Raw genomic sequence first — 21778 nt, forward strand, 5'->3', positions numbered from 1 at the left:
GCCAACCGACGGCGAGGCCCATGGCCAACGATTCTACTGTGCGCAGCTATCGCGACTATGACGCCTACGAGCGCCAGGACGAGCCAGCGGAGCCCGTCCGCAGGGCGCCTGCGGGCGATCCGTTGGCCGAGCTTGCCCGCATCATGGGGCAGGACAATTCCTATGCCGATCTCTTGAAGAGTGTGGCCCGGACGCGCGGCGATGCCGCGCGCACCGAACCGACCTTCGAGAGTGCACCGCCGCTGGCGGCCGGTGCCGATCATCACGATGATGCGGATGAGATCGATATTCCCGCCATGCCGCTGAGCGGTGCTGGCGAGCCTGAGGCCGTCGACTGGGACGATCTCGAGGCCGAGCTTGAGACTTACGCCCGGTCCGGTGCCGGTCATCATCCCGCAGGCCGTCCGGCCGCTGCTCCGGCGCCTGGTGCCGAGGCCGTCGGTCAGCATGAGCCGATGTTCGACGAGGACGAGGATCGCCATGTTGCGGCGCCGGCGTCCGAGGGATTGCGTGGCACCTATCAGCCCGAGATCGGCAACGAGATCGACGAACTGGAGCGGCTGCTGCGCGAGCACGATGCCGCAGCGCAGCCGTCCGGTCACGGCCGTCAGAACGAGGCCTATGCGCAGTCCGCCGGGATCGCGCCCTATGCCGTCGCAGGCGCCGCCGCTGTCGGCCTGGGAGCCGCTGCCTGGCAGGTCACACGTCCGGCCGCCGTTGCGGCTCCGGCCTCTGAGCCCGCCTATGCCGACGATGCTCACGTCCCGGCGCGCGACATCGACTATTCCGAGCCGGTTGCACCGCGCAGGCGCCGTGCTGGCGTGACCGCGGTTCTGGCCGTGGTCGGCCTGTCTGTTCTCGGCGGCGGCGGTGTCCTTGGTTACCGTGCCTTGACCGGTTCGGCCGGCATGGCCGGTGAGCCGCGCACCGTGCGCGCCAATCCCGAGCCGGTGCGCGTCCCCGTGCAGCAGGCACAGGACCCGAAGCCGGTGACCGATCGTGTTCCCGGTGGCGAGCGCGTCGTGTCCCGCGAGGAGCGTCCGGTCACCCCACGCGAGCAGGCATCCCAGGTTCAGGTTCCGCCGCAACCCCGCGTCATTCCGCTGGCAACCGCGCCCGCAGCGCCCACACCCGCGCCGATCGGCAGCGTCATCGATCCGGGCCAGCCACCCATTCGCAATGTCCAGGCCGTGCCGGTTCCAGGCGGCTCGCCCCAGTCGATCGTGGCCCTGCGCCAGACCGGGCCTGAACCGATCAATCCCGGCGAGGAGCCGCGCCGCGTCCGCACCGTTCCGGTCGGTCCCGACAATGCGCTGTCCGGCCAGGCACTGCGTCCGGCGGTGTCGAGCCCGCTCGTGGCCAGCCCGTCGCCCGTATCCAGCCTGCCGGTGTCCAGCCCGTCACCCATGTCCGTGGTGCCGAGCGCCCCGGCCCAGCCGCAGGCCGCAGCGCCCGCCCTGGCCGCCGCAGATGCCCGGCCGGCATCGGCGCCCGCGCCGCAGCCCCGCCCGGTCGTCACCCAGCGGATCATTCCGCCGGCCCAGGCTGAAGCCAATCGCCAGCAGCAGGCTGCCCAGCGCTCGGTCGTGCCCGCGGCCAACGCGCCGCTGAGCCTGGCGCCCCAGCGCACCGCCGCGCTCGCTCCGCAACAGACTCAGGCGGCCCCCGTGACCACCGCCTCGACGTCAGGTTCCGGCAGCTTCGTCCAGATCTCGTCGCACCAGTCGGAGAGCGAGGCGCGCAACGCCTTTGCCAGCGCCCAGCGCCGCTATTCGGTGCTGCAGGGCCGCCAGCCGAACATCCGGTCGGCGGAAATCCCGGGCCGCGGTACGTGGCATCGCCTGCGGGTTGGCCCGTTCTCCCGCGCCGAGGCCCAGAGCTTCTGCGAACGGCTGAAGTCATCCGGCGGCTCCTGCGTGATCAACTGAGCGATCATGGCCGTCCATGCCGTGATCCTCGGCTGTGCCGGCACAGCCCTGACGCCTGACGAGATCGCCTTCTACCGCGATCTCGATCCCTGGGGCCTCATCCTGTTCCGGCGCAATTGCGCCGATCCCGACCAGATCCGACGCCTCGTCGACAGTTTCCGCGCGATCAGCGGGCGGGCTGACGCGCCCGTCCTGATCGACCAGGAGGGCGGCCGGGTGCAGCGGCTCGGACCGCCGCACTGGCCGAAATATCCGGCAGGCCGGACCTTCTCCCGCATTGCCGCCAATGATCCCATGCTCGGCCGCGAGATGGCGCGCCTCGGCGCCCGCCTGATCGCGCATGACCTGAAGGCGCTGGGCATCAATGTCGACTGCCTGCCGGTGCTCGACGTGCCGGTTCCCGGCGCCCACGACATCATCGGCGACCGCGCCTATGCCGAGGGCCCGGACCCTGTGGCAGCCTTTGGACGGGCGGCTGCCGAGGGCCTGATGGCCGGCGGCGTCCTGCCGGTCATCAAGCACATTCCTGGCCACGGACGGGCAGGGGCCGACAGCCATGCTGCACTGCCGGTCGTCGATGCCGCGCGCGAGACGCTGGAAGCGACCGACTTCAAGCCGTTCCGCACCCTGACCGACATGCCGCTCGCGATGACCGCCCATGTCGTCTATTCGGCGATCGACGCCAAGCGCCCGGCGACCACCTCGCGCACGGTGATGCGCCAGATCATCCGCGGCTCCATCGGCTATGACGGGCTCGTCATGACCGACGACCTCTCGATGAACGCGCTGTCCGGCACGCTCGCCGAGCGCACCGGCGCCGCTCTTGCCGCCGGCTGCGACATGGGCCTCCACTGCAACGGCAAGCTCGCCGAGATGGTCGAGGTCGCCTCGGCCACACCCGTGCTCGCCGGCAAGGCACGCCGGCGCGCGGAGGCGGCACTCGCCCGCATCCGCCACGAGGTCGAGCCCTTCGATCAGCCGGAAGCCGCCAGTCGCTTCTTCGACATCCTGAAGCGCGCGGAGGTTGCGTCATCCACAGCCTTCGCGGCGGGCCACGCGCTCAGCGTCTGAATTTTTCGACAAGCCTTTGGACTTTGCCCGGCCCATGCGGCATTTTCCCGCCATGGCCAAGGGAACCGACCGTGTCGCACCGCGCGCGCTGCCGTTCGACGCAGTCGATCGCGGCGAGGCGGAGCCGTCTTTCGTCGTCGACGTCGACGGTTTCGAGGGCCCGCTCGACATGCTGCTGGCGCTCGCGCGCACCCAGAAGGTCGATCTCGCCAAGATCTCGATCCTCGCGCTTGCCACGCAATATCTGAGCTTCATCGACGAAGCCCGGAAGATGCGGCTGGAGCTTGCCGCCGACTATCTGGTGATGGCGGCCTGGCTGGCCTATCTCAAGTCGCGCCTGATGCTGCCCAATCCCGGCAAGAGCGATGAGCCCTCCGGCCTGGAAATGGCCGAGGTTCTGGCGTTCCGCCTGCAGCGCCTGCAGGCCATGCGGGAAGCTGCCGCCACCTTGATGAACCGCCATCGCCTTGGCCGCGACGTCTTCGCGCGCGGCGCGCCGGAGCCGGTCGTGGCGGTGGCGCAGAGCCGCTGGGACGCGACGATCTACGATCTTCTGACCGCCTATGCCCAGCAGCGCCAGAAGAGCGCGCTGTCCTATGTCCATGTCGCCAAGCGGCAGGTCTGGTCGCTGGGCGAGGCCCGGGAGATCCTGGAGCGGCTGATCGGCACGGCCATGGACTGGACACCGCTCGATGCCTTCCTGATCCAGTATCTGACCACCGACGAGCGCCGGGCGACCGTGCTGGCATCGAGCTTTGCCTCCTCGCTCGAATTGATCAGGGAAGGTGTCCTTGAGGTTCACCAGGACCGGCCGCTGTCGCCGCTCTTCATGCGCAGGCGCCGCGAACCCTCCGGTTCCGCTCCGCCGCGGACGTGATAGAAGCGGCCAGATGAGTTCAGGCGATCCCCATTCAGGGCCCGGCGACCACGAACCGTCCTTCGGCAACCCTCTCGGGATCGTCGAGGGACCGGTTGAGCAATTGCGCATAGTCGAGGCGCTGCTGTTCGCGGCCTCCGAGCCTCTGAGCGAGGAGCAGCTGGCCGAGCGCCTGCCGCGCGGCGCCGATCTGCGTTGGCTGCTGGTCACGCTCCAGGCGTTCTATTCGTCCCGTGGCGTCAATCTTGTCCGGGTTGGCGGAAAATGGACCTTCCGCACCGCCGAGGACCTCAGCTTTCTCCTGCACAAGGAAACGGTGGACGAGCGCAAGCTGTCGCGCGCCGCCCTCGAGACCCTGGCGATCGTTGCCTATCACCAGCCGGTGACGCGCGCCGAGATCGAGGAGGTGAGGGGGGTCGCGGTTGCCAAGGGCACGCTCGACCTTCTGCTCGAGACGGGCTGGCTGCGTATCCGCGGCCGCCGCAAGGCCCCCGGCCGCCCCGTCACCTTTGGCACGACCCAGGCCTTTCTCGAACATTTCGGCCTGGAGGCCATTGGCGATCTGCCGGGCCTCGACGACCTGAAGGCCGCCGGCCTGCTCGATGGCCGCCTGCCGCCTGGCTTCCAGATCCCCATGCCCTCCGACGATCCGACACTCCGCGACGACGAGGAGCCGGACGACCAGGGCCATCTCGACCTGTCGCTGATGCCCGGCCTCGACGATGACGAGGCTGCCCGATGACATTTCCCGGCATCGAGGCCGCCGCGCGCTGGGGCCGCCGCGGCACGGCAGGACCTGCCATCGCGCAGTCGCTCGGTTTCGACCGGGTCTCGCATGCCTATGGCAAGGTGCGTGCGCTGGACGATGTCACGCTGGCCATCGAACCTGGCGAGATCGTTTGCCTGCTTGGCCCATCAGGCTGCGGCAAGACGACGCTGCTGCGCATCGCCTCCGGCATCGAGCAGCCGATCGCTGGCCGCGTGCTGATGGATGGTCGCGAGGTCGCCGGCCCCGGCGGGTTCGTGCCGCCCGAGCGGCGCGGCATCGGCCTGGTTTTCCAGGATTTCGCGCTGTTTCCTCATCTCACCAACCTTGCCAACGTCATGTTCGGCCTCAAGGCGCTGCCAAAGGCGGAAGCCGAGCGCGTGGCGCGCCTGGCGCTCGACCGTGTGGGCCTTGCCGCCCATGCGATGGATTATCCCCATGCCCTGTCGGGCGGCGAGCAGCAGCGGGTGGCGCTGGCGCGCGCTGTCGCGCCGCGCCCCGGCATCCTCCTCATGGACGAGCCCTTCTCGGGCCTCGACAGCCGGCTGCGCGACCTGATCCGCGAGGAAACGCTCGCCGTCATGCGCGAGACGCGCGCCACCTGCATCGTCGTGACCCATGACCCCGAGGAGGCCATGCGCATGGCCGACCGCATCGTGCTGATGCGCGCGGGCCGGATCGTCCAGCAGGGTAGCGCAGGCGATCTCTATCGCCGGCCGATCGACCTCGACGCAGCCCGATTCTTCTCCGATATCAACGAGGTGCCCGGCATCGTCCGTGGCGGGAAGCTTGTCACGCCGGTGGGCTATTTCGCCGCACCGGGCTTTGCCGAGGGGGCCGTTGCCCTGGCCGCGATCCGTCCGCAGGCCATCTTCGCAAGGCCTCCGGGCATGTGTGTTCCGGGCCGTCTGATCGCCAAACGCTTCCTCGGTGAGGTCGATTTCCTCGAAATCGCGGTGGACGGTCTCGACCAGCCGCTCAAGGCGCGGGTGCGCTCCGCGGAAACCTTGATCGAAGGTCGTGACATCGGCGTTGACGTTGCTGCATCCGAAGTCCTTGTTTTTGCCGTACCCGAAGCATAGTTTCCCCCCGACGCGGCTGACACGCCGCAAACGAAACGTGCCGCGCGCCAGGTCGCTCATGACCGCGCAGCGGCTACCGAGGAGTGAATGATGGGTTCCTTTAGCGCTTGGCACTGGATTTTGGTGGCCATCGTCGTGCTGCTCCTGTTCGGTCGCGGCAAGATTTCCGAGTTCATGGGCGATGCCGCCAAGGGCATCAAGGCCTTCAAGAAGGGCATGGCAGAGGACGATACGGTCACTCCGCCGGCGCCGCCCGCCGCGACGCCGCCCTCGACCACGATCGACCATCACCCGGTCGCTCCGCAGACGCCCGAGACGGCTGCTGCCCAGCCGTCGTCTCCCGCCCAGGCCCCCAAGGCCAGCTGAACCGACAAGTGGCCGGTTGGCATTGGCCGCGGGCTGTTCCTGTCCAAGGCCGGTGCTCCGGACGGTGAGATGATATGTTCGACCTGAGTTGGGGCGAAATCGCCCTGATCGGCGTAGTGGCGCTGGTCGTGATCGGTCCGAAGGAATTGCCCGGCGTCCTGCGCGGGCTTGGTCAGGCTTTGACCAAGCTCAGGCGCATGGCGTCGGATTTCCAGTACCAGTTCAACCAGGCCTTGCAGGAGGCGGAGGTCGACAAGGTCAAGTCGTCGCTGTCGAGCGTGACCGACAGCGTCTCGACAACGACGCCGGCGTTCAATCCGATCGATTACGCCCGCGAGCAGATCAAGTCGGCTGTGGACGACGTGAAGGGCACCACGACGCCGGCGCCCGCCGCGCCGTCCGCCAACCTCGTCGGCCCGGTGACGCCAGATGTCGCGGCACAGATCCCGGTTCCGCCGAGCTATTCGGCCGATCCGAACTCGATCCAGAATGCCTTCTCGACCCCTGTGACACCCCCGGCGCCGCCGCCGGTTGTCGAAAGCCCCGCCGAGCCCGAGCCGAAGAAGCAGCGCTCGCGCGCCAAGGCCGCGCCCGCCGAAAGCGCGCCGCCTGAATCCATCCCCGCTGCCGTTGAGCCTGAGCCGGCTCCGGTCAAGCCGAAGCGTGCCCGGAAGACCGCGGAATGACTCTCGCCGACACCAAGGACGACAAGATCAAGCGGGACGAAGAGGCGATCGACGCCTCCAAGGCGCCGCTGATCGAGCATCTGATCGAACTGCGCACACGCCTGATCAAGGCCATGCTCGGGTTCCTGGTCTGCTTCATCTTGTCGTTCGTCTTCGCCAAACAGGTGTTCCAGATCCTCATGCTGCCCTACGAATGGGCGGCGGATTATCTGAAGATTCCGCGCTCGGAAGTGCGCCTGATCTATACGGCGCCGCTGGAATATTTCTTCACCCAGCTGAAGATCGGCATGTTCGGTGGCGCCTTCCTGGCCTTCCCGGTCATTGCGATCCAGCTCTACAAGTTCGTCGCGCCCGGCCTCTACAGCCACGAGAAGGATGCCTTCCGTCCCTATCTGATCTGGACGCCGATCTGCTTCTTTGCCGGCGGCCTGTTCGTCGTGCTGTTCGTCATGCGCGCGCTGATGCTGTTCTCGCTCGGCATGCAGCAGGCGCCGACCGATACCGCCGCGGCCATCCAGTATCTCGGCCGGGTCGAGGACTATCTCAGCCTCATCATGACGCTGGTCTTCGCCTTCGGCATTTCGTTCCAGCTGCCGGTGATCATCGCGCTGCTCGGACAGATCGGCCTGGTCGACACCAAGTTCCTGCGGGCCCAGCGGCGCTATTTCATCGTCATCGCCTTCATCATCGCGGCGGTGCTCACCCCGCCCGACGTGATCAGCCAGCTGTCGCTCGCGATCCCGCTCTGTCTGCTCTACGAGGTCGGCATCTTCGTCGTCGGCCGGATGGAGAAGGGCATGGTCGATTCCGAGGCGGAAGCCGAAGAGGAAGCCGCCAAGGAGGCTGCCAAGCAGGCTGCTGCCGAGGCCGAAGCTGCTGCTGCTGCTGCTGCTGCCGCCGCCGCAACGCCCCCGGTCGATCCGGCGCCGCTCGCCATCGAGCACAAGCCTGGCGATCCGCCCCCGGAGCCGCCCAAGACCGGCGCCTGATCCACCGGCGCCTGATCCACCGGCGCCTGACCTGATGCCGGCCGGACTTCCGGCCGGTTCAGTCACTTATCGCCGTTGACCACGGCCCTTCCCGAGAGCGCGCCCACGGCGCCACGAGGTAGCGATGTCCATTATCGACAGCATCAAGACGACCGTCATCGTTCCGGTTCATCGCGAGGGCTATCCGTTCATCGCGATTGCCGGTGCCGGCACGCTGTTGCTGCTCTGGTTCGGGGCCTGGCTCACCTGGCCGATGCTGGCCCTGCTGGTCTGGGTGATCTTCTTCTTCCGCGATCCCGTCCGGGTCACGCCGGTGCGCGACGGCCTTGTCATCGCGCCGGCCGATGGCCGGGTGTCGCTGGTGTCGAACGTCGTCCCGCCGGTCGAGCTCGGCCTCGGCACGGCGCCGCTGCCGCGCGTCTCGATCTTCATGTCGGTGTTCGATTGCCACGTGAACCGCGCGCCCATCGCCGGCACGATCACCAAGATGGCCTATCGTCCCGGCAAATTCCTCAATGCCGATCTCGACAAGGCCTCCGAGGACAATGAGCGCAACGGCCTCGCCATCAAGACCGCCCATGGCGATTTCGGCGTCGTGCAGATCGCCGGCCTGATCGCCCGGCGCATCGTCTGGTGGGTCGGCGAAAACCAGCCGATCGCCACCGGCGAGCGATTCGGCATGATCCGCTTCGGGTCCCGCGTCGACGTCTATTTCCCCGAGGGCGCGCGTCCGCTGGTCTCGGTCGGCCAGCGGTCGATCGCCGGTGAGACGGTGCTGGCCGACATGACATCGGCCGAGCCGTCCCGCGCCGTGCGTATCGGCTGACGTGATCGCAAATCCCGGCTAAGGTCGCGTCATGTCATCGCTGTTCCAGCCCTTCGCGCCCGACCAGAACGAGCCGCCTCGCCGGCGTTTCCGGCCGGTGCCGCTGCGTCTCCTCATCCCGAACCTGATCACGCTGCTGGCGCTCTGCGCCGGTCTGAGCGCGATCCGCATGGCGTTCGAGGGCCGGATCGACTTCGCGGTCTATCTGATCCTGGCTGGCGCCGTGCTCGATTCGATGGACGGGCGCATCGCGCGCATGCTCAAGGGCACGTCCAAGTTTGGTGCCGAGCTCGACAGCCTTGCCGATTTCGTGTCGTTCGGCGCGGTGCCCGTGCTGGTGCTCTATCTCTGGGGCATGAAGGATGCAGGCCCGATCGGCTGGATTGCCGTCCTGGTCTTCGCGATCTGCGGCGCGCTGCGGCTTGCCCGGTTCAACGTGCAGATCGACGACCCGAACCAGCCGGCCTGGATGGCCAATTACTTCACTGGCGTGCCTATCCCGGCCGGTGCCATCCTCGTCATGCTGCCGATCTATGTCGAGCATGTGGGCGTGCCGCACTGGACGATCCATCCGCTGCTGGTCACCGCCTATACGATCGTGATCGCCCTCTTGATGGTGTCGCGGCTGCCGGTCTTCTCCGGCAAGAAGCTGACCGCGAGGATCCCGCGCGAGCGGGTCCTGCCGCTCTTTGTGCTCGCAATTGCCTTCGTCGCGCTGCTTGTCAGCTATCCCTGGGCGACAATGGCTTTCGGAACGCTCGCCTATCTCGTGTCGCTGCCGTTCGGCGTCCGCAAGGCGCGGGAATTGGCAAGAGCGGATGCCATGGCCGCGGCCCCGCCGCCGGTGTCCGATGCGCCGCCGGAGACACCCCCGGCAGCCTGATCAAGGTCAGGGCTTGCGCCAGCGGGAGATGGCCGCAACGCGCTCGCAGAGCGGTGCCCAGGGAAATGATTTGCGCAGCGCCGAGAAGGCTTCGGAATCCGATTGCGGCATGAGCCGGCCCAGCAGCGCCACCATCTCGTCCGCGCCGACCTCGGCCGGCATGCGGAAGCGATCCGGGATGGGGAGCAATGACTGCGCGTCGGCCATGGATGGTCTCCGAGGTTTACCTGCGGACAACTCGCTCACACTTGCATGCACGTCAGTCTGAAGCCTGACATCGAGAGGTTAACGAAGGGTGAAGCCTGCGACCGTTAACGGTACGCCGACAGTGCCCGATTCTCGCTGATGCCGCTGTGCGCGATTGCCACATCTGCGGTCCACAACGCGCACTGTACCCGGTGGTTCCCCGTCGAATCGCCTCTTCGCGCGGCCTTTGCCCATTTTCCAGGCTTGCCGCCGCATCGGGCGGGCTCCAAGATCGCCTGCGAAGAGGTGGGGCATGACGATTGCGCTGGCGGCCGACTGGGACCGCGCCGCTGCACGGGCCGGGACCGCGGGTGCCATGCAACGCGCCCACGGCGTCGGGCGCCTGTCGTTCCTGCGCCGCGGCGACGTGACGGCCATCCACGATTCGTATCAGGAAGCGGCGCTGCGCCTGCGCATGCCGAAACCCGAGCGCGGCGGCCCGCTCGAGGTCGTGATCATCAACACGGCCGGGGGCCTGACCGGCGGCGACCGTTTCGACCTCTCAATCGATGCCGGTCCCCAGACCCGCGCCGTGGTCACCACGCAGGCCGCCGAGAAGGTCTATCGGTCCAGCGGCGACAAGGGCCGGTTTCATACCACGATCAAAGTGGGCGAGGGCGCCTCGCTCGACTGGCTGCCGCAGGAGGCGATCCTGTTCGACGGTTCTGCGCTCGACCGGCGGCTCGACGTCACCATGGCCACCGATTCGACGTTCCTGGCCGTCGAGGCCGTGGTCTTCGGACGTCTGGCGCGTGGCGAGACGGTCGACAGAGCCTTCCTGTTCGACCGCTGGCGCATCCGCCGGGGTGGCCGGCTGGTCTATGCCGAGGGCCTGGCAGTGGAGGGCGATCTCGCCGACCAGATTGCCCGCAAGGCGGCGGCCGGTGCCGGCCTTGCCATTGCCAGCGTCGTGCTGGCCAGCCCCGATGCTGAGACGAAGCTCGAGGCGCTGCGCGCCGTGCTCGACGCCGCCGCGGCTGACGATGTCGAATCCGGGGCCAGCGCCTTCGACGGCCTCTTGACCTTGAGGCTTGTCTCGGCCGATCCCTTCTCCCTGAGGAAGCTCCTCGTGACGCTGCTCGAACACCTGCGCGGGCCGCTTCCCCGCGTCTGGTCCTGCTGAGGAAATGCCATGAACCTGTCCCCGCGCGAGAAGGACAAACTGCTCATCTCGATGGCCGCCATGGTGGCGCGTCGCAGGCTGGAACGGGGCGTGAAGCTCAATTACCCCGAGGCGATTGCCTTGATCACCGACTATGTGGTCGAGGGCGCGCGCGACGGCCGCATGGTCGCCGACCTGATGGAGGCGGGCGCCCATGTCATCACCCGCGATCAGGTGATGAGCGGCATTGCCGAGATGATCCACGACATCCAAGTCGAGGCCACCTTTCCCGACGGCACCAAGCTCGTCACAGTCCATAATCCCATTCGCTGATCCGGAGGCCATCATGTCCCACCTGCGCTCCAAGCTTGCCCTCCTTGCCGTGGTCGCCGCCAGCTTCGCCTCGACGGCCGCCGAAGCCCATACCGGCATTGGCTCCACCTCGGCCTTCACGGCTGGCCTGATCCATCCCCTGAGCGGCGCCGATCACATCCTCGCCATGGTGGCGGTCGGCCTCTGGGCGGGCCTGCGCGGTGGACCGGCGCTCTGGGTCTGGCCGGCAACTTTTGTCGGCGCGATGCTCGCCGGCGGCGCGCTCGGCATGGCCGGCATGGGCCTGCCCTTCGTTGAGCAGGGCATTCTCGCCTCGGTTCTGGCGCTGGGGGTTGCTGCGGCCCTGGCACTTCGGCCCTCAGTTGCCCTCGGCATGGCGCTGATCGCGCTGGCCGGCCTGTTCCACGGTCATGCCCACGGCACGGAAGTGCCGGCGGACGCCTCTGGCCTCACCTACGCGGCCGGCTTCGCGCTGGCGACTGCTGCTCTTCATGCCGCCGGCATTGCCGCAACAGTGGGCGCAACCCGCTTCGCGCTCCCGGTCGTCGCCCGCATCGCCGGTGCGGTCACTGCGCTCGCCGGTCTCGGCCTGATGATCGCGGGGACCTGACATGATCCCCGGCGAAATCATCACGCCCGAGGGCACGCTGGAGCTCAATGCCGGGCAGAACAGCGTCACGCTTGTCGTGTCGAACACCGGCGACCGTCCTGTCCAGGTCGGCTCGCACTACCATTTCTTCGAGACCAATCCCGGCCTCGACTTCGACCGCGCGCTGGCGCGCGGGATGCGGCTCGACATTCCCGCCGGCACCGCCGTGCGCTTCGAGCCCGGCCAGACCCGCGAAGTGACGCTCGTGCCCTATCGCGGTGCCAAGACCGTCTATGGCTTCCGCCAGGACGTGATGGGCAAGCTCTGACAAGGCCCTGAGGAGAGACGCATGCCCTATCGCATTTCCCGGGCTTCCTATGCCGGCATGTTCGGCCCAACCGTGGGCGACAAGGTCCGTTTGGCCGACACCGAATTGTTCGTCGAGGTCGAGAAGGATTTCACCCTCTATGGCGAGGAGGTGAAGTTCGGCGGCGGCAAGGTGATCCGCGACGGCATGGGCCAGAGCCAGATGACCAACAAGGCCGGTGCGGTCGACACCGTCATCACCAATGTGCTGATCATCGACCACTGGGGCATCGTGAAGGCCGATGTCGGCCTGAAGAACGGCCGCATCGCCGCCATCGGCAAGGCCGGCAACCCGGACGTCCAGCCGGGCGTCGACATCATCATCGGCCCGGGCACGGAAGCGATCGGCGGCGAGGGCAAGATCCTGACCGCCGGCGGCATCGACACCCACATCCATTTCATCTGCCCGCAGCAGATCGAGGAGGCCCTGATGGCCGGCCTCACCACCATGCTCGGCGGCGGCACGGGGCCGGCCTCGGGCACCACAGCCACCACCTGCACGCCGGGCCCGTTCCACCTGACGCGCATGCTGCAGGCGGCCGAAGCCTTCCCGATGAACCTCGCCTTTGCCGGCAAGGGCAATGCCTCGCTGCCGGACGCGCTGGTCGAGCAGATCGAGGCCGGCGCCTGCGCGCTGAAGCTGCACGAGGACTGGGGCACGACTCCGGCGGCCATCGACAATTGCCTGAGCGTTGCCGACGACTACGACGTGCAGGTGATGATCCACACCGACACGCTGAATGAATCCGGCTTCGTCGATGACACGATCGCCGCGCTCAAGGGCCGCACGATCCACGCCTTCCACACCGAAGGCGCCGGTGGCGGCCACGCCCCAGATATCATCAAGGTGGCGATGATCGAGAACGTCATCCCGTCCTCGACCAATCCGACCATGCCCTACACCGTGAACACGCTCGAGGAACATCTCGACATGCTCATGGTCTGCCACCACCTCTCGCCCTCGATCGCCGAGGACGTGGCATTTGCCGAAAGCCGCATCCGCAAGGAGACGATCGCGGCCGAGGACATCCTTCACGACATGGGCGCGCTGTCGATCCTCTCCTCCGACAGCCAGGCCATGGGCCGCATCGGCGAGGTGATCATCCGCACCTTCCAGACCGCCCACAAGATGAAGATCCAGCGTGGGCCGCTGGCGGAGGATGTCGGCACAGGCGCCGACAATTTCCGGGTCAAGCGCTACATCGCCAAGGTGACGATCAATCCCGCGATTGCCCATGGCCTGTCGAAGCACATCGGCTCTGTGGAAGTCGGCAAGCTTGCCGATCTCGCGCTGTGGGAGCCGAAATTCTTCGGCATCAAGCCCTCGCTGGTGCTGAAATGCGGCACGATCGCAGCCGCCCCCATGGGCGACCCGAACGCTTCGATCCCGACGCCGCAGCCGATGCATTACCGCCCGATGTTCGGCGCCTTCGGCAAGGCCATGACGGCCTCATCCGTCACCTTCGTCTCCAAGGCCTTCTACGAGCGCGGCGGCCACAAGGAACTCGGCCTCGACCGGATCGTCCTGCCGGTGGAAAACACCCGCGGCGGCATTTCCAAGAAGAGCCTGATCCATAACAGCGCGACACCCCATATCGAGGTCCATCCCGAGACCTACGAGGTGAGGGCGGATGGCGAACTGCTGACCTGTGAACCGGCGAAGGAGCTGCCGATGGCGCAGCGCTATTTCCTGTTCTGACGATCTCTGTGCCGGCTGCTAGGCGCCGAACTCGGCATGGTCGTCGGCGATCCGCTTCAAGGCGGACTTGGCGCAGTCATGGAGCCAACCGGGCGTCTGGCCTTCGGCATGAAGGCGCGCCTTCTCCGCCAGGCGCGGATTGTCGGCGTGGCAATTGGCGACTTCACGGCCCATGAGGCGCAACATGCGGGCGCGCAACAGCAGATCGAGATCGTGCTTGGCCTCGATCTTCCGGCTGCTGGGTGACAGGCGCCGCACCAGAATGCCGCTGGCCTCCTTGTAATGCGGGTCTGGCGCGCGAGCGCGGCCGCGCGCAATCCTGTTGAGGTGCAGAGTCGTGTCGCTCGGTCGATGGGTTCGGTTCCACGCCGATGAGACGATCGCCTTCGCCTCGCGGACCACCGGTCCGCCGAGCCATTCGGCATGGGCGACAAGGCGCGGCCGCCCGAGACTGCCGGTGCCGCGGTGGCTTGCCTTGAACGCCACATCATGGTGGGAGTCCGGCAGGGCGTCGATCAGCGCCTTGCGGAAGCGTGGCGACGGCTGCTGGGTCGCCAGGCCATCAAGCTTCTCCCAGAAATGCCGGCGCTGGTCGTTCGACAAGGCAAGAGCCTTGCGCAGCCAGGCATTGTCGCGATCGAGGACCACCGGCTCGGGCTGGCAGAGCCCATCGCGATAGCCGTCCAGGATCAGGGTGCAGATCCGCTTGCCACCCAGTTCGTCATCCTTGCCAGCGGTCTTGACGGCCAGTATCGCGCTGCATGCGAGCCGCACGAGGTCCAGCGCATAGGGCATCGTCGCGGCTTCGTCGAAGTCATTGACGCCCCAGATCAGTCGGCCCTCCAGGTCGCGCCATGTCCCGAAATTCTCAAGGTGGACATCGCCGATCGCGAGGACCTGCGGCAGATCGGCGAGTTCGGGGCAATCGGCAAGAATCGTCTCTGCCCACCTCCAATAGGTCGCACGCAGGAAGGAGAACGGGTCGTGGACCATTTTCTCGTGCTTTTTCTCGAGATCGTCTTTGACCAGCCCGCTGCCGATCTGGTCGCGCAACCAAGCTTCATAGGCAGTTGTTGACTGATGGATGTTCATCGTCGCCGTCTCCCGTTATGCGCGAGTTGATCCCGGATAGCGTTCCTTTGCAAAGGCTCGATTACGCTAGGTTAGGTTGACGCCAACAATCCCTGTGGCAGAGATAGGGTCATGATCCGCGCCACCACAGTCCGTCCGCCCCATTCCTTCGCAGAGACCGCCGTGATTGATCGCGTGGTGCTCGATTATGACGACCGGCACCGCCGGCGCATGACCATGGAGGGCGTCGAGGGCACGGAATTCCTGCTCGACCTCGCCGAGGCCATCCCGCTGGTCTCCGATTGCGGCCTGGAATTGGAGAATGGCCGGATCGTCCAGGTCGTGGCCGCTGCCGAGCCGCTGGTGGAGATCCGCACCACCGATCCGAACCACATGGTCCGCGTCGCCTGGCATCTCGGCAACCGGCACCTGCCGACCCAGATCATGGGCTCGAAGCTCCGGATCCGCCGCGACCATGTCATCGAGGACATGGTGCGTGGCCTCGGCGCCAAGGTGGTGCTGATCGAGGCGCCCTTCGATCCAGAGGGCGGCGCCTATGGCCATGGCACGGTGACCGGTCATGACCATGGGCACGGGCATGACCATGGCCATCACGACCATGGCCACGGCAAGCATGATCATGCCGATCACGGCCATTCCCATGCGCCGAAGCCTGCCGCGCGCGACGTCTTGAGCGTCAAGACCGCCGAGCACGTCCACGACGATGCCTGTGGCTGCGGTCATGACCACAGCCACGACCATCACGGCCACGATCACCACGACCATGATCACAAGGGTCACGACCATCACCACGGTCACGGCCATTCCCACGGCCACAAGCATGGCTGACGGATTTCGGCCGGGGGCGCTCTACCGGCTCCTGGCCTGGCTCTCGCCCTCCTATCCGGTCGGTGCCTTCAGCTATTCCCACGGCATCGAATGGGCCGTGGAGACCGGCGATATCGCCAGTCTCGGCAGCCTGACCGACTGGCTGGAGGTGGTGCTGCGCCATGGCTCGGGCCTGGCCGATGCGACCTTCTTCGCCCATGCCCATCGGGCCGTCGCGGCGGGCGATCTGGCCGCGCTGACCGAGGTGGCCGAACTGGCGGTGGCCTTCCAGCCCTCGAAAGAGCGCAGGCTGGAGACGACCGCGCAGGGCAATGCCTTCATGATGGCGACCGAAGCCGCCTGGCCGGCTGCGCCACTGGCTCTTGTGCGGCAGGCCTGGGACGGGCCGGTGGCCTATCCTGTGGCCGTCGGCGCGGCAACCGCCGCCCACGACATCGACCTTGCCATGGCGCTCCACGCCTACCTCCATGCGGTCGCCGCCAATCTGGTCTCGGCCGCGGTGCGCCTCGTGCCGCTCGGCCAGACCGACGGGCAGCGGGCGCTCTCAGCGCTCGAGCCGATCCTGGAGGCCACAGCCGAGGCGGCGCTCCGAACCTCCCTCGAGGATCTCGGCGGCCATGCACTGCGCTCCGATCTGGCGTCGATGCGCCACGAAACCCAATATACCCGCCTGTTCAGGAGCTGATCCGATGACGAGCCCCGCCCAGAAATCGCCCCATGGCCCGCTGCGCATCGGCATTGGCGGCCCCGTCGGCTCCGGCAAGACGGCGCTGATGGACGCGCTCTGCAAGCGCCTGAAATCAACCTACGAGATCGCCGCCATCACCAACGACATCTACACCAAGTGGGATGCCGAATATCTCATGCGCTCCGGCGCGCTGCCGACCGAGCGGATCATGGGCGTGGAGACCGGCGGCTGCCCGCACACCGCCATCCGCGAGGATGCCTCGATCAATCTGGCGGCAGTGGCCGAGATGCGCGCCAAGTTCCCCGAGCTCGATCTCATCCTGATCGAATCGGGCGGCGACAATCTCGCCGCGACCTTCTCGCCGGAACTCGCCGACCTGACGATCTATGTGATCGACGTGGCGGCGGGCGAGAAGATCCCGTCCAAGGGCGGGCCCGGCATCACCCGGTCCGATCTTCTGGTGATCAACAAGACCGACCTCGCCCCCATGGTCGGCGCCAATCTCGACAATATGGCTGTCGATTCCAGGCGGATGCGCGGCGCGCGGCCGTTCATCTTCACGAACATCAAGACCGGGGCAGGGGTCGAGGACGTGGCCCTCTTCGTTGAGTCGAAGGGCGGCCTGAAAGCCGGCTGAGTTGGCAGGCGATCCCCAAGTCCCTGGCGGACCTGCGACCATTTCGCTTTTCTGGGATCGATCCAAAGTCCACTATGCGCGCGTGGACTGGCGCCAAGACGCCAGCCAGACGATCCCCGAGGAGACGGCTCAATGACCACCCAGCCCCGCTTCATCCGCCTGGCCACCGGCGACAATGTCGTCGTCGCCGTCGACACGATCGATGCCGGCAAGCGTGTTGACGGCGTCTCGGCAACCGCGCGGGTGCCCAAGGGCCACAAGATGGCGATGCAGCCAATCGCCAAGGACGCGCCGGTGGTCAAATATGGCCAGATCATCGGCTTTGCGTCCGAGGACATCACGCCCGGCGCCTGGGTCCACACCCACAATTGCGCATTCGCGACCTTCGACCGCGATTATGCCTTCGCCCAAGGCGCCGAGCCCGAGGCGATCCTGCCATTGGCTGACCGCGCGACCTTCCAGGGCTTCCGCCGGCCGACGGGGCGCGCCGGCACGCGCAATTACATCGCGATCCTCACCTCGGTGAACTGCTCGGCCTCGGTCGCCCGCTTCATCGCCGAGGCGGTCAACCGGTCCGGCATGCTGGACGCCTATCCCAATGTCGACGGCGTCATTCCTCTGGTCCATGGCACGGGCTGCGGCCTGGCAGGCGAGGGGGCAGGCTTCGACATTCTGGAGCGCACCATCTGGGGCTATGCCACCAATCCCAACGTCTCCGCTGTCCTCATCGTGGGTCTCGGATGCGAGGTGTTCCAGATCCCCGGCCTGATGAAGCGCTACGGCATCCATCCCGGCGCGCATTTCCAGTCGATGACCATCCAGGAGACCGGCGGCACCAAGAAGTCGATCGAGGCCGGCATGGCGCGGATCGCCGAGATGCTGCCGATCGTCAACCAGACCAAGCGCGAGACGCTGCCGGCCTCCGAACTCTGCCTGGCGCTCCAGTGCGGCGGCTCCGACGGCTATTCCGGCATCACCGCCAATCCGGCGCTCGGCAAGGCGGTCGATATCCTGGTGAAGCATGGCGGCACGGCGGTGCTCTCCGAAACGCCGGAAATCTATGGCGCCGAGCACCTGCTCACCCGCCGCGCCGAGAGCCGTGAGGTCGGCGAAAAGCTCGTTGGCATCATCAAGTGGTGGGAGGACTACACCGCCAAGAACCATGGCTCGATGGACAACAATCCCTCGCCCGGCAACAAGGCGGGCGGCCTCACCACCATTCTGGAGAAGTCGCTGGGTGCCGCCGCCAAGGGCGGATCGACGACGCTGCGCGCCGTCTATCACTATGCCGAGAAGGTCGACCGCGCCGGCTTCGTCTATATGGACACGCCCGGCTACGATCCGGTGGCCGCCACAGGCCAGGTTGCGGGAGGCTGCAACATGCTCACCTTCACCACCGGCCGCGGCTCGGCCTATGGCTGCAAACCGACGCCCTCGATCAAGCTTGCGACCAATTCCGACATCTACACCCGCATGATCGACGACATGGACATCAATTGCGGCGATGTCCTGGATGGCGTGTCGCTGGATGAGAAGGGCCAGGAGATCTTCGAGCTGATCCTGAAGACGGCATCGGGCGAGAAGACCAAGTCTGAGCTGCTCGGTTATGGCGACAACGAGTTCGTGCCCTGGCAGATCGGCGCCACCATGTGATCGCCAGCGGGTTTTCGCCGTCCTTTGGTTGGTTTCGCAACTAATTTGGTTGCGAAGCCCGCGGGCTGGTCGCTAACCTCCGGTGATCGAAGACCAAGAGGCGCCGAAGAGCGCCCAACCGGCACAAGCCGTCCCGAGGAACCGACCCATGACCTCCAAGATACCCCTGTCGCAAAAGATCCTGACCCGCCGTCACGCACTGGCCCTGGCCGGTGCCGCCATTGCCGCTCCTGCCACCCTGCGCTCGGGCTTCGCCCAGGCCCCGCAGGTGACGCTGCGCATGCATCACTTCCTGCCGCCCGTGGCCAATGCCCATGCTCGCTTCCTGCTGCCCTGGTCGAAGAAGGTCGAGGCCGAATCCGGTGGCCGCATCAAGATCGACATCTTCCCGGCCATGCAGCTCGGTGGCGCGCCGCCCCAGCTGTTCGATCAGGCCCGCGACGGCGTGGCCGACATCGTCTGGACCCTGCCGGGCAACACGCCGGGCCGCTTCCCGTCGGTGGAAGCGATGGAACTGCCCTTCATCGCGGGCAAGCGCGGCGTCACCAATTCGCGCGCCATGGCCGAACTGGCCCCGACCCATTTCGTCAAGGAGTTCAGCGAAGTCCACACTCTCTGCCTGTGGGCGCATGACCATGGCCTGATCCATTCGAACAAGCCTGTCCGCAGCCTGGACGACATGAAGGGCCTGAAGCTCCGCTTCCCGACCCGCCAGGCCGGCGAAGCGCTGCGGGCGCTTGGCGCCACCGCCATCGGCATGCCGGTGCCCCAGGTGCCGGAGGCGCTGGCGCAAGGGGTCATCGATGGCGCGGTCGTGCCGTGGGAGGTTGTGCCGTCGCTGCGCCTGCACGAACTGGTGCGCAACCACACCGAATTCCCGGGCTCGCCGACGCTCTACACGGCCACCTTCATCCTCGCGATGAACAAGCCGAAATATGAGGGCCTGCCGGCCGACCTGAAGAAGGTGATCGACGACAATTCCGGCATGGTTGCCGCCGTCATGGCCGGCGCCATGTGGGACGAGCGCGGAACGGCGGTGGCCGAGATGGTCAAGGCACGGCCGCGCAACACCATCATCCAGCTGTCGGCGGACGAGGTCGCCAAGTGGCGCACCGCCACCAAGCCGGTCGAGGAAGCCTGGATCAAGTCCATGAAGGAGCGCAATATCGACGGTCAGAAGCTGGTCGACGACGTGCGCGCGGCTGTCGCCAAGAACATGAATGCCTGATCCTCGATGACGTCCAATGAGCATGATGGCGCGGGTCCCGCCCGCGCGGCGGTGGACAGGGTCGGCGCAATTGCGCGGACCCTGGCCATTTTCGGCGGGGCGCTGATGCTGGTCACCGCCGTGATGGTGACGCTGTCGGTCGGCGGCCGCTGGGCGCTGAGGTCGGCCATTCCCGGCGATTTCGAGCTGGTGCAGATCGCAACCGCGGTTGCGGTCTTTTCGTTCCTGCCGCTCTGCCAGCTCGGGCGCGGCAATGTCTTCGTCGATACGTTCACGCTTCGCGCGCCTGACTGGTTCAACCGCTCGCTCGATATGCTCTGGGACCTGGTCTATGCCGGCTTTGCCTGGCTGATTGCCTGGCGCCTGGCGCTCGGCGCCTATGACGCCATCTCGTCGAAAACCAGTTCCATGGTCCTGGCCTTCCCGATCGGCTGGGCCATTGCGGCCTGCGCGGTCATGGCGGCCTTCCTCGGGCTCGTCACGCTCCTGACCATGATGAAACTCGGACGGGGCGGACGATGAGCGGGGCAGGCGTCGCTCTCACCGGCTTCCTCGGCATGCTGGTACTCCTCGGCCTGCGCATGCCGATCGGGCTTGCCATGCTGACCGTCGGATCGCTGGGCTATGTGCATTTCACGAGCCTGCCGATCTTCATGAACTATCTGAAGACCACGCCCTATCACCTGTTCGCCAATTACACGCTCTCGGTCATCCCGCTGTTCATCCTGATGGGCGCGCTGGCCGAGAAGTCCGGTCTGTCGACCGCTTTGTTCCGGGCGGCGGCGGCCTTCCTCGGGCACAGGCGCGGCGGGCTCGGCATGGCGCTGATTGGGGCCTGCACCGGCTTTGGTGCGATCTGCGGCTCGTCGGTCGCCACCACTGCGACATTCGGGCGGGCGACCCTGCCGGAATTCAAGCGCTACAATTACGATCCGGGCTTCGCCACCGGCATGATCGCGGTCGGCGGCACGCTCGGCATTCTCATCCCGCCATCGGTGATCCTGGTCGTCTATGCGATCACCACCCAGCAGAACATCGCCAAACTGTTCATGGCGGCGCTGATCCCGGGCTTGATGGCGGCGGTTTTCTACTGCGTCGTCATCGCCATCGTGGTCCGGCTGCGGCCGGAGGCGGGGCCGGCCCTGCCGCGCATCGGCTGGGCCGAGCGGCTGTCGGTCGCCGTCACGGTCTGGCCGGTCATGCTGATCGCAATCATTGTGGTTGGCGGCATCTATGGCGGCATCTTCACGCCGACAGAGGGCGCATCCGTCGGCTGCATCGCCATGCTGGCGGTCGGTCTGCTGCAGGGCACGCTCGGCTGGGCCGAGATCAAGCAGTCGATCATCCAGACGGCCGAGACCTCGGCGATGATCTTCATGATCCTGCTCGGCGCCGAGGTGTTCAACGGCTTCCTGGCGCTGTCGCAGCTGCCGGACATGGCGGCGCAGATGGTCGCCCAGTCAGGGCTTCCGGGCTATGGCGTGATCGTCGCGCTGCTGATTTTCTACATCATCCTCGGCGGTGTCATGGACGAACTCGCCATGATCCTCCTGACACTGCCGATCTTCTTCCCGATCGTGACGGCGCTCGACCTCGGCATGCCGGCCGATGATATCGCCATCTGGTTCGGCATTCTCGTGCTGATGGTGGTCGGCATCGGGCTCACCGCGCCGCCGATCGGGCTGAATGTCTTCGTCATCTCGGCCATTGCCCGCGACGTGCCGATCACGCGCACCTATCGCGGCGTGCTGCCCTTCGTGATGGCGGATGTCGTGAGGCTCGCCCTTGTGGTGGCGTTCCCGGCGCTGGCGCTCTGGCTGGTGAACTGGCTGACCTGAATGCG

Annotated in this window: 23 protein-coding genes and 1 pseudogene; 22 read left to right on the forward strand and 2 right to left on the reverse strand. The window is 66.8% G+C overall.

All coding sequences use genetic code 11. The features are described from left to right. Nucleotides 1–20 precede the first annotated feature (20 nt). The 10 genes and pseudogenes from E8L99_RS16685 to pssA all read left to right on the forward strand — a co-directional run bounded on the left by E8L99_RS16685 (nt 21) and on the right by pssA (nt 9474). Nucleotides 21–1928, forward strand: a complete 1908-nt coding sequence (locus tag E8L99_RS16685; RefSeq protein WP_168201704.1) for an SPOR domain-containing protein — start codon at nt 21–23, stop codon at nt 1926–1928. Between the two features lie 6 nt (nt 1929–1934). After that, nucleotides 1935–2999 (forward strand): beta-N-acetylhexosaminidase, encoded by a 1065-nt coding sequence (gene nagZ, locus E8L99_RS16690; RefSeq protein ID WP_137100606.1) that lies wholly within the window; start codon nt 1935–1937, stop codon nt 2997–2999. 52 nt (nt 3000–3051) lie between these two features. Next, nucleotides 3052–3876 carry a segregation and condensation protein A gene (locus tag E8L99_RS16695; RefSeq protein WP_137102158.1) on the forward strand — a complete coding sequence of 275 codons (825 nt, stop codon included), beginning with the start codon at nt 3052–3054 and terminating at the stop codon, nt 3874–3876. A 13-nt stretch (nt 3877–3889) separates the two neighbouring features. Next, a complete protein-coding gene (gene scpB, locus E8L99_RS16700; RefSeq protein ID WP_137100607.1) occupies nt 3890–4618 on the forward strand; it encodes an SMC-Scp complex subunit ScpB in 729 nt (242 codons plus the stop codon). Beyond that, nucleotides 4615–5724 carry an ABC transporter ATP-binding protein gene (locus E8L99_RS16705; RefSeq protein ID WP_137100608.1) on the forward strand — a complete coding sequence of 370 codons (1110 nt, stop codon included), beginning with the start codon at nt 4615–4617 and terminating at the stop codon, nt 5722–5724. The genes scpB and E8L99_RS16705 overlap by 4 nt, the downstream gene beginning before the upstream one ends. A gap of 90 nt (nt 5725–5814) precedes the next feature. After that, the gene (locus E8L99_RS16710; RefSeq protein ID WP_137100609.1) at nt 5815–6090 is read left to right on the forward strand and encodes a twin-arginine translocase TatA/TatE family subunit; all 276 of its coding nucleotides are present in this window, start codon (nt 5815–5817) and stop codon (nt 6088–6090) included. Between the two features lie 74 nt (nt 6091–6164). Next, complete coding sequence (gene tatB / locus E8L99_RS16715; protein WP_137100610.1) at nt 6165–6776, forward strand: Sec-independent protein translocase protein TatB; 612 nt, start codon at nt 6165–6167, stop codon at nt 6774–6776. Next, nucleotides 6773–7765 (forward strand): twin-arginine translocase subunit TatC, encoded by a 993-nt coding sequence (gene tatC, locus E8L99_RS16720; protein WP_137100611.1) that lies wholly within the window; start codon nt 6773–6775, stop codon nt 7763–7765. The genes tatB and tatC overlap by 4 nt, the downstream gene beginning before the upstream one ends. A 112-nt stretch (nt 7766–7877) precedes the next feature. Further along, a pseudogene (locus tag E8L99_RS16725) lies at nt 7878–8591 on the forward strand (phosphatidylserine decarboxylase); the annotation flags it as partial. Nucleotides 8592–8622: 31 nt separating this feature from the next. Next, on the forward strand, nt 8623–9474 hold the full coding sequence (gene pssA, locus E8L99_RS16730) for a CDP-diacylglycerol--serine O-phosphatidyltransferase (RefSeq protein ID WP_137100613.1): 852 nt from the start codon (nt 8623–8625) through the stop codon (nt 9472–9474). 6 nt (nt 9475–9480) lie between these two features. On the opposite strand, the gene E8L99_RS16735 is transcribed toward pssA, so the two are convergent. After that, nucleotides 9481–9681, reverse strand: a complete 201-nt coding sequence (locus E8L99_RS16735; RefSeq protein WP_137100614.1) for a hypothetical protein — start codon at nt 9679–9681, stop codon at nt 9481–9483. A gap of 292 nt (nt 9682–9973) precedes the next feature. On the opposite strand from E8L99_RS16735, the gene E8L99_RS16740 reads away from it, so the two are divergent. From E8L99_RS16740 to ureC, 5 genes are read left to right on the forward strand one after another with little or no spacing between them, the layout of a single operon-like run. After that, nucleotides 9974–10843 (forward strand): urease accessory protein UreD, encoded by an 870-nt coding sequence (locus tag E8L99_RS16740; protein ID WP_137100615.1) that lies wholly within the window; start codon nt 9974–9976, stop codon nt 10841–10843. Between the two features lie 9 nt (nt 10844–10852). After that, nucleotides 10853–11155 (forward strand): urease subunit gamma, encoded by a 303-nt coding sequence (locus tag E8L99_RS16745; protein ID WP_137100616.1) that lies wholly within the window; start codon nt 10853–10855, stop codon nt 11153–11155. 13 nt (nt 11156–11168) lie between these two features. Continuing rightward, on the forward strand, nt 11169–11765 hold the full coding sequence (locus E8L99_RS16750; RefSeq protein WP_137100617.1) for a HupE/UreJ family protein: 597 nt from the start codon (nt 11169–11171) through the stop codon (nt 11763–11765). Nucleotide 11766: 1 nt separating this feature from the next. Beyond that, nucleotides 11767–12072, forward strand: a complete 306-nt coding sequence (locus E8L99_RS16755) for an urease subunit beta (protein ID WP_137100618.1) — start codon at nt 11767–11769, stop codon at nt 12070–12072. Between the two features lie 21 nt (nt 12073–12093). Beyond that, nucleotides 12094–13809: an urease subunit alpha gene (gene ureC, locus E8L99_RS16760; RefSeq protein WP_137100619.1), complete on the forward strand. Its 1716-nt coding sequence runs from the start codon at nt 12094–12096 to the stop codon at nt 13807–13809. 18 nt (nt 13810–13827) lie between these two features. On the opposite strand, the gene E8L99_RS16765 is transcribed toward ureC, so the two are convergent. Then, nucleotides 13828–14901: a DUF2252 family protein gene (locus E8L99_RS16765; protein ID WP_137100620.1), complete on the reverse strand. Its 1074-nt coding sequence runs from the start codon at nt 14899–14901 to the stop codon at nt 13828–13830. Between the two features lie 111 nt (nt 14902–15012). On the opposite strand from E8L99_RS16765, the gene E8L99_RS16770 reads away from it, so the two are divergent. The 7 genes from E8L99_RS16770 to E8L99_RS16800 all read left to right on the forward strand — a co-directional run bounded on the left by E8L99_RS16770 (nt 15013) and on the right by E8L99_RS16800 (nt 21773). After that, nucleotides 15013–15729, forward strand: coding sequence for an urease accessory protein UreE (locus E8L99_RS16770; RefSeq protein WP_137100621.1), 717 nt, complete (start codon nt 15013–15015; stop codon nt 15727–15729). Beyond that, the gene (locus tag E8L99_RS16775) at nt 15623–16414 is read left to right on the forward strand and encodes an urease accessory protein UreF (RefSeq protein ID WP_252511138.1); all 792 of its coding nucleotides are present in this window, start codon (nt 15623–15625) and stop codon (nt 16412–16414) included. The genes E8L99_RS16770 and E8L99_RS16775 overlap by 107 nt, the downstream gene beginning before the upstream one ends. A 4-nt stretch (nt 16415–16418) precedes the next feature. Then, on the forward strand, nt 16419–17054 hold the full coding sequence (ureG, locus tag E8L99_RS16780; protein ID WP_137100622.1) for an urease accessory protein UreG: 636 nt from the start codon (nt 16419–16421) through the stop codon (nt 17052–17054). A 132-nt stretch (nt 17055–17186) separates the two neighbouring features. Next, nucleotides 17187–18707: a UxaA family hydrolase gene (locus E8L99_RS16785; protein ID WP_137100623.1), complete on the forward strand. Its 1521-nt coding sequence runs from the start codon at nt 17187–17189 to the stop codon at nt 18705–18707. A 148-nt stretch (nt 18708–18855) separates the two neighbouring features. Beyond that, the gene (locus E8L99_RS16790; RefSeq protein ID WP_215907007.1) at nt 18856–19935 is read left to right on the forward strand and encodes a TRAP transporter substrate-binding protein; all 1080 of its coding nucleotides are present in this window, start codon (nt 18856–18858) and stop codon (nt 19933–19935) included. A gap of 6 nt (nt 19936–19941) precedes the next feature. Beyond that, nucleotides 19942–20457 (forward strand): TRAP transporter small permease, encoded by a 516-nt coding sequence (locus tag E8L99_RS16795; protein ID WP_137100624.1) that lies wholly within the window; start codon nt 19942–19944, stop codon nt 20455–20457. Continuing rightward, nucleotides 20454–21773 carry a TRAP transporter large permease gene (locus E8L99_RS16800; protein ID WP_137100625.1) on the forward strand — a complete coding sequence of 440 codons (1320 nt, stop codon included), beginning with the start codon at nt 20454–20456 and terminating at the stop codon, nt 21771–21773. The genes E8L99_RS16795 and E8L99_RS16800 overlap by 4 nt, the downstream gene beginning before the upstream one ends. Nucleotides 21774–21778 lie beyond the last annotated feature (5 nt).

Origin of the sequence: Phreatobacter aquaticus (genome assembly GCF_005160265.1) — a bacterium.
GTDB classification, from domain to species: Bacteria; Pseudomonadota; Alphaproteobacteria; order Rhizobiales; family Phreatobacteraceae; genus Phreatobacter; species Phreatobacter aquaticus.

Excerpts from the sequence above, each read along its gene's own strand:
- E8L99_RS16800 (WP_137100625.1), top strand. The coding sequence starts at position 20,454 with ATGAGCGGGGCAGGCGTCGCTCTCACCGGCTTCCTCGGCATGCTGGTA.
- E8L99_RS16790 (WP_215907007.1), top strand. The coding sequence starts at position 18,856 with ATGACCTCCAAGATACCCCTGTCGCAAAAGATCCTGACCCGCCGTCAC.
- E8L99_RS16795 (WP_137100624.1), top strand. The coding sequence starts at position 19,942 with ATGACGTCCAATGAGCATGATGGCGCGGGTCCCGCCCGCGCGGCGGTG.
- ureC (WP_137100619.1), top strand. The coding sequence starts at position 12,094 with ATGCCCTATCGCATTTCCCGGGCTTCCTATGCCGGCATGTTCGGCCCA.
- E8L99_RS16775 (WP_252511138.1), top strand. The coding sequence starts at position 15,623 with ATGACCACAGCCACGACCATCACGGCCACGATCACCACGACCATGATC.
- E8L99_RS16735 (WP_137100614.1), bottom strand. The coding sequence starts at position 9,681 with ATGGCCGACGCGCAGTCATTGCTCCCCATCCCGGATCGCTTCCGCATG.
- pssA (WP_137100613.1), top strand. The coding sequence starts at position 8,623 with ATGTCATCGCTGTTCCAGCCCTTCGCGCCCGACCAGAACGAGCCGCCT.
- E8L99_RS16745 (WP_137100616.1), top strand. The coding sequence starts at position 10,853 with ATGAACCTGTCCCCGCGCGAGAAGGACAAACTGCTCATCTCGATGGCC.
- E8L99_RS16765 (WP_137100620.1), bottom strand. The coding sequence starts at position 14,901 with ATGAACATCCATCAGTCAACAACTGCCTATGAAGCTTGGTTGCGCGAC.
- tatB (WP_137100610.1), top strand. The coding sequence starts at position 6,165 with ATGTTCGACCTGAGTTGGGGCGAAATCGCCCTGATCGGCGTAGTGGCG.
- scpB (WP_137100607.1), top strand. The coding sequence starts at position 3,890 with ATGAGTTCAGGCGATCCCCATTCAGGGCCCGGCGACCACGAACCGTCC.
- E8L99_RS16785 (WP_137100623.1), top strand. The coding sequence starts at position 17,187 with ATGACCACCCAGCCCCGCTTCATCCGCCTGGCCACCGGCGACAATGTC.
- E8L99_RS16695 (WP_137102158.1), top strand. The coding sequence starts at position 3,052 with ATGGCCAAGGGAACCGACCGTGTCGCACCGCGCGCGCTGCCGTTCGAC.
- E8L99_RS16710 (WP_137100609.1), top strand. The coding sequence starts at position 5,815 with ATGGGTTCCTTTAGCGCTTGGCACTGGATTTTGGTGGCCATCGTCGTG.
- nagZ (WP_137100606.1), top strand. The coding sequence starts at position 1,935 with ATGGCCGTCCATGCCGTGATCCTCGGCTGTGCCGGCACAGCCCTGACG.
- tatC (WP_137100611.1), top strand. The coding sequence starts at position 6,773 with ATGACTCTCGCCGACACCAAGGACGACAAGATCAAGCGGGACGAAGAG.
- E8L99_RS16750 (WP_137100617.1), top strand. The coding sequence starts at position 11,169 with ATGTCCCACCTGCGCTCCAAGCTTGCCCTCCTTGCCGTGGTCGCCGCC.
- E8L99_RS16740 (WP_137100615.1), top strand. The coding sequence starts at position 9,974 with ATGACGATTGCGCTGGCGGCCGACTGGGACCGCGCCGCTGCACGGGCC.
- E8L99_RS16705 (WP_137100608.1), top strand. The coding sequence starts at position 4,615 with ATGACATTTCCCGGCATCGAGGCCGCCGCGCGCTGGGGCCGCCGCGGC.
- E8L99_RS16685 (WP_168201704.1), top strand. The coding sequence starts at position 21 with ATGGCCAACGATTCTACTGTGCGCAGCTATCGCGACTATGACGCCTAC.
- ureG (WP_137100622.1), top strand. The coding sequence starts at position 16,419 with ATGACGAGCCCCGCCCAGAAATCGCCCCATGGCCCGCTGCGCATCGGC.
- E8L99_RS16770 (WP_137100621.1), top strand. The coding sequence starts at position 15,013 with ATGATCCGCGCCACCACAGTCCGTCCGCCCCATTCCTTCGCAGAGACC.
- E8L99_RS16755 (WP_137100618.1), top strand. The coding sequence starts at position 11,767 with ATGATCCCCGGCGAAATCATCACGCCCGAGGGCACGCTGGAGCTCAAT.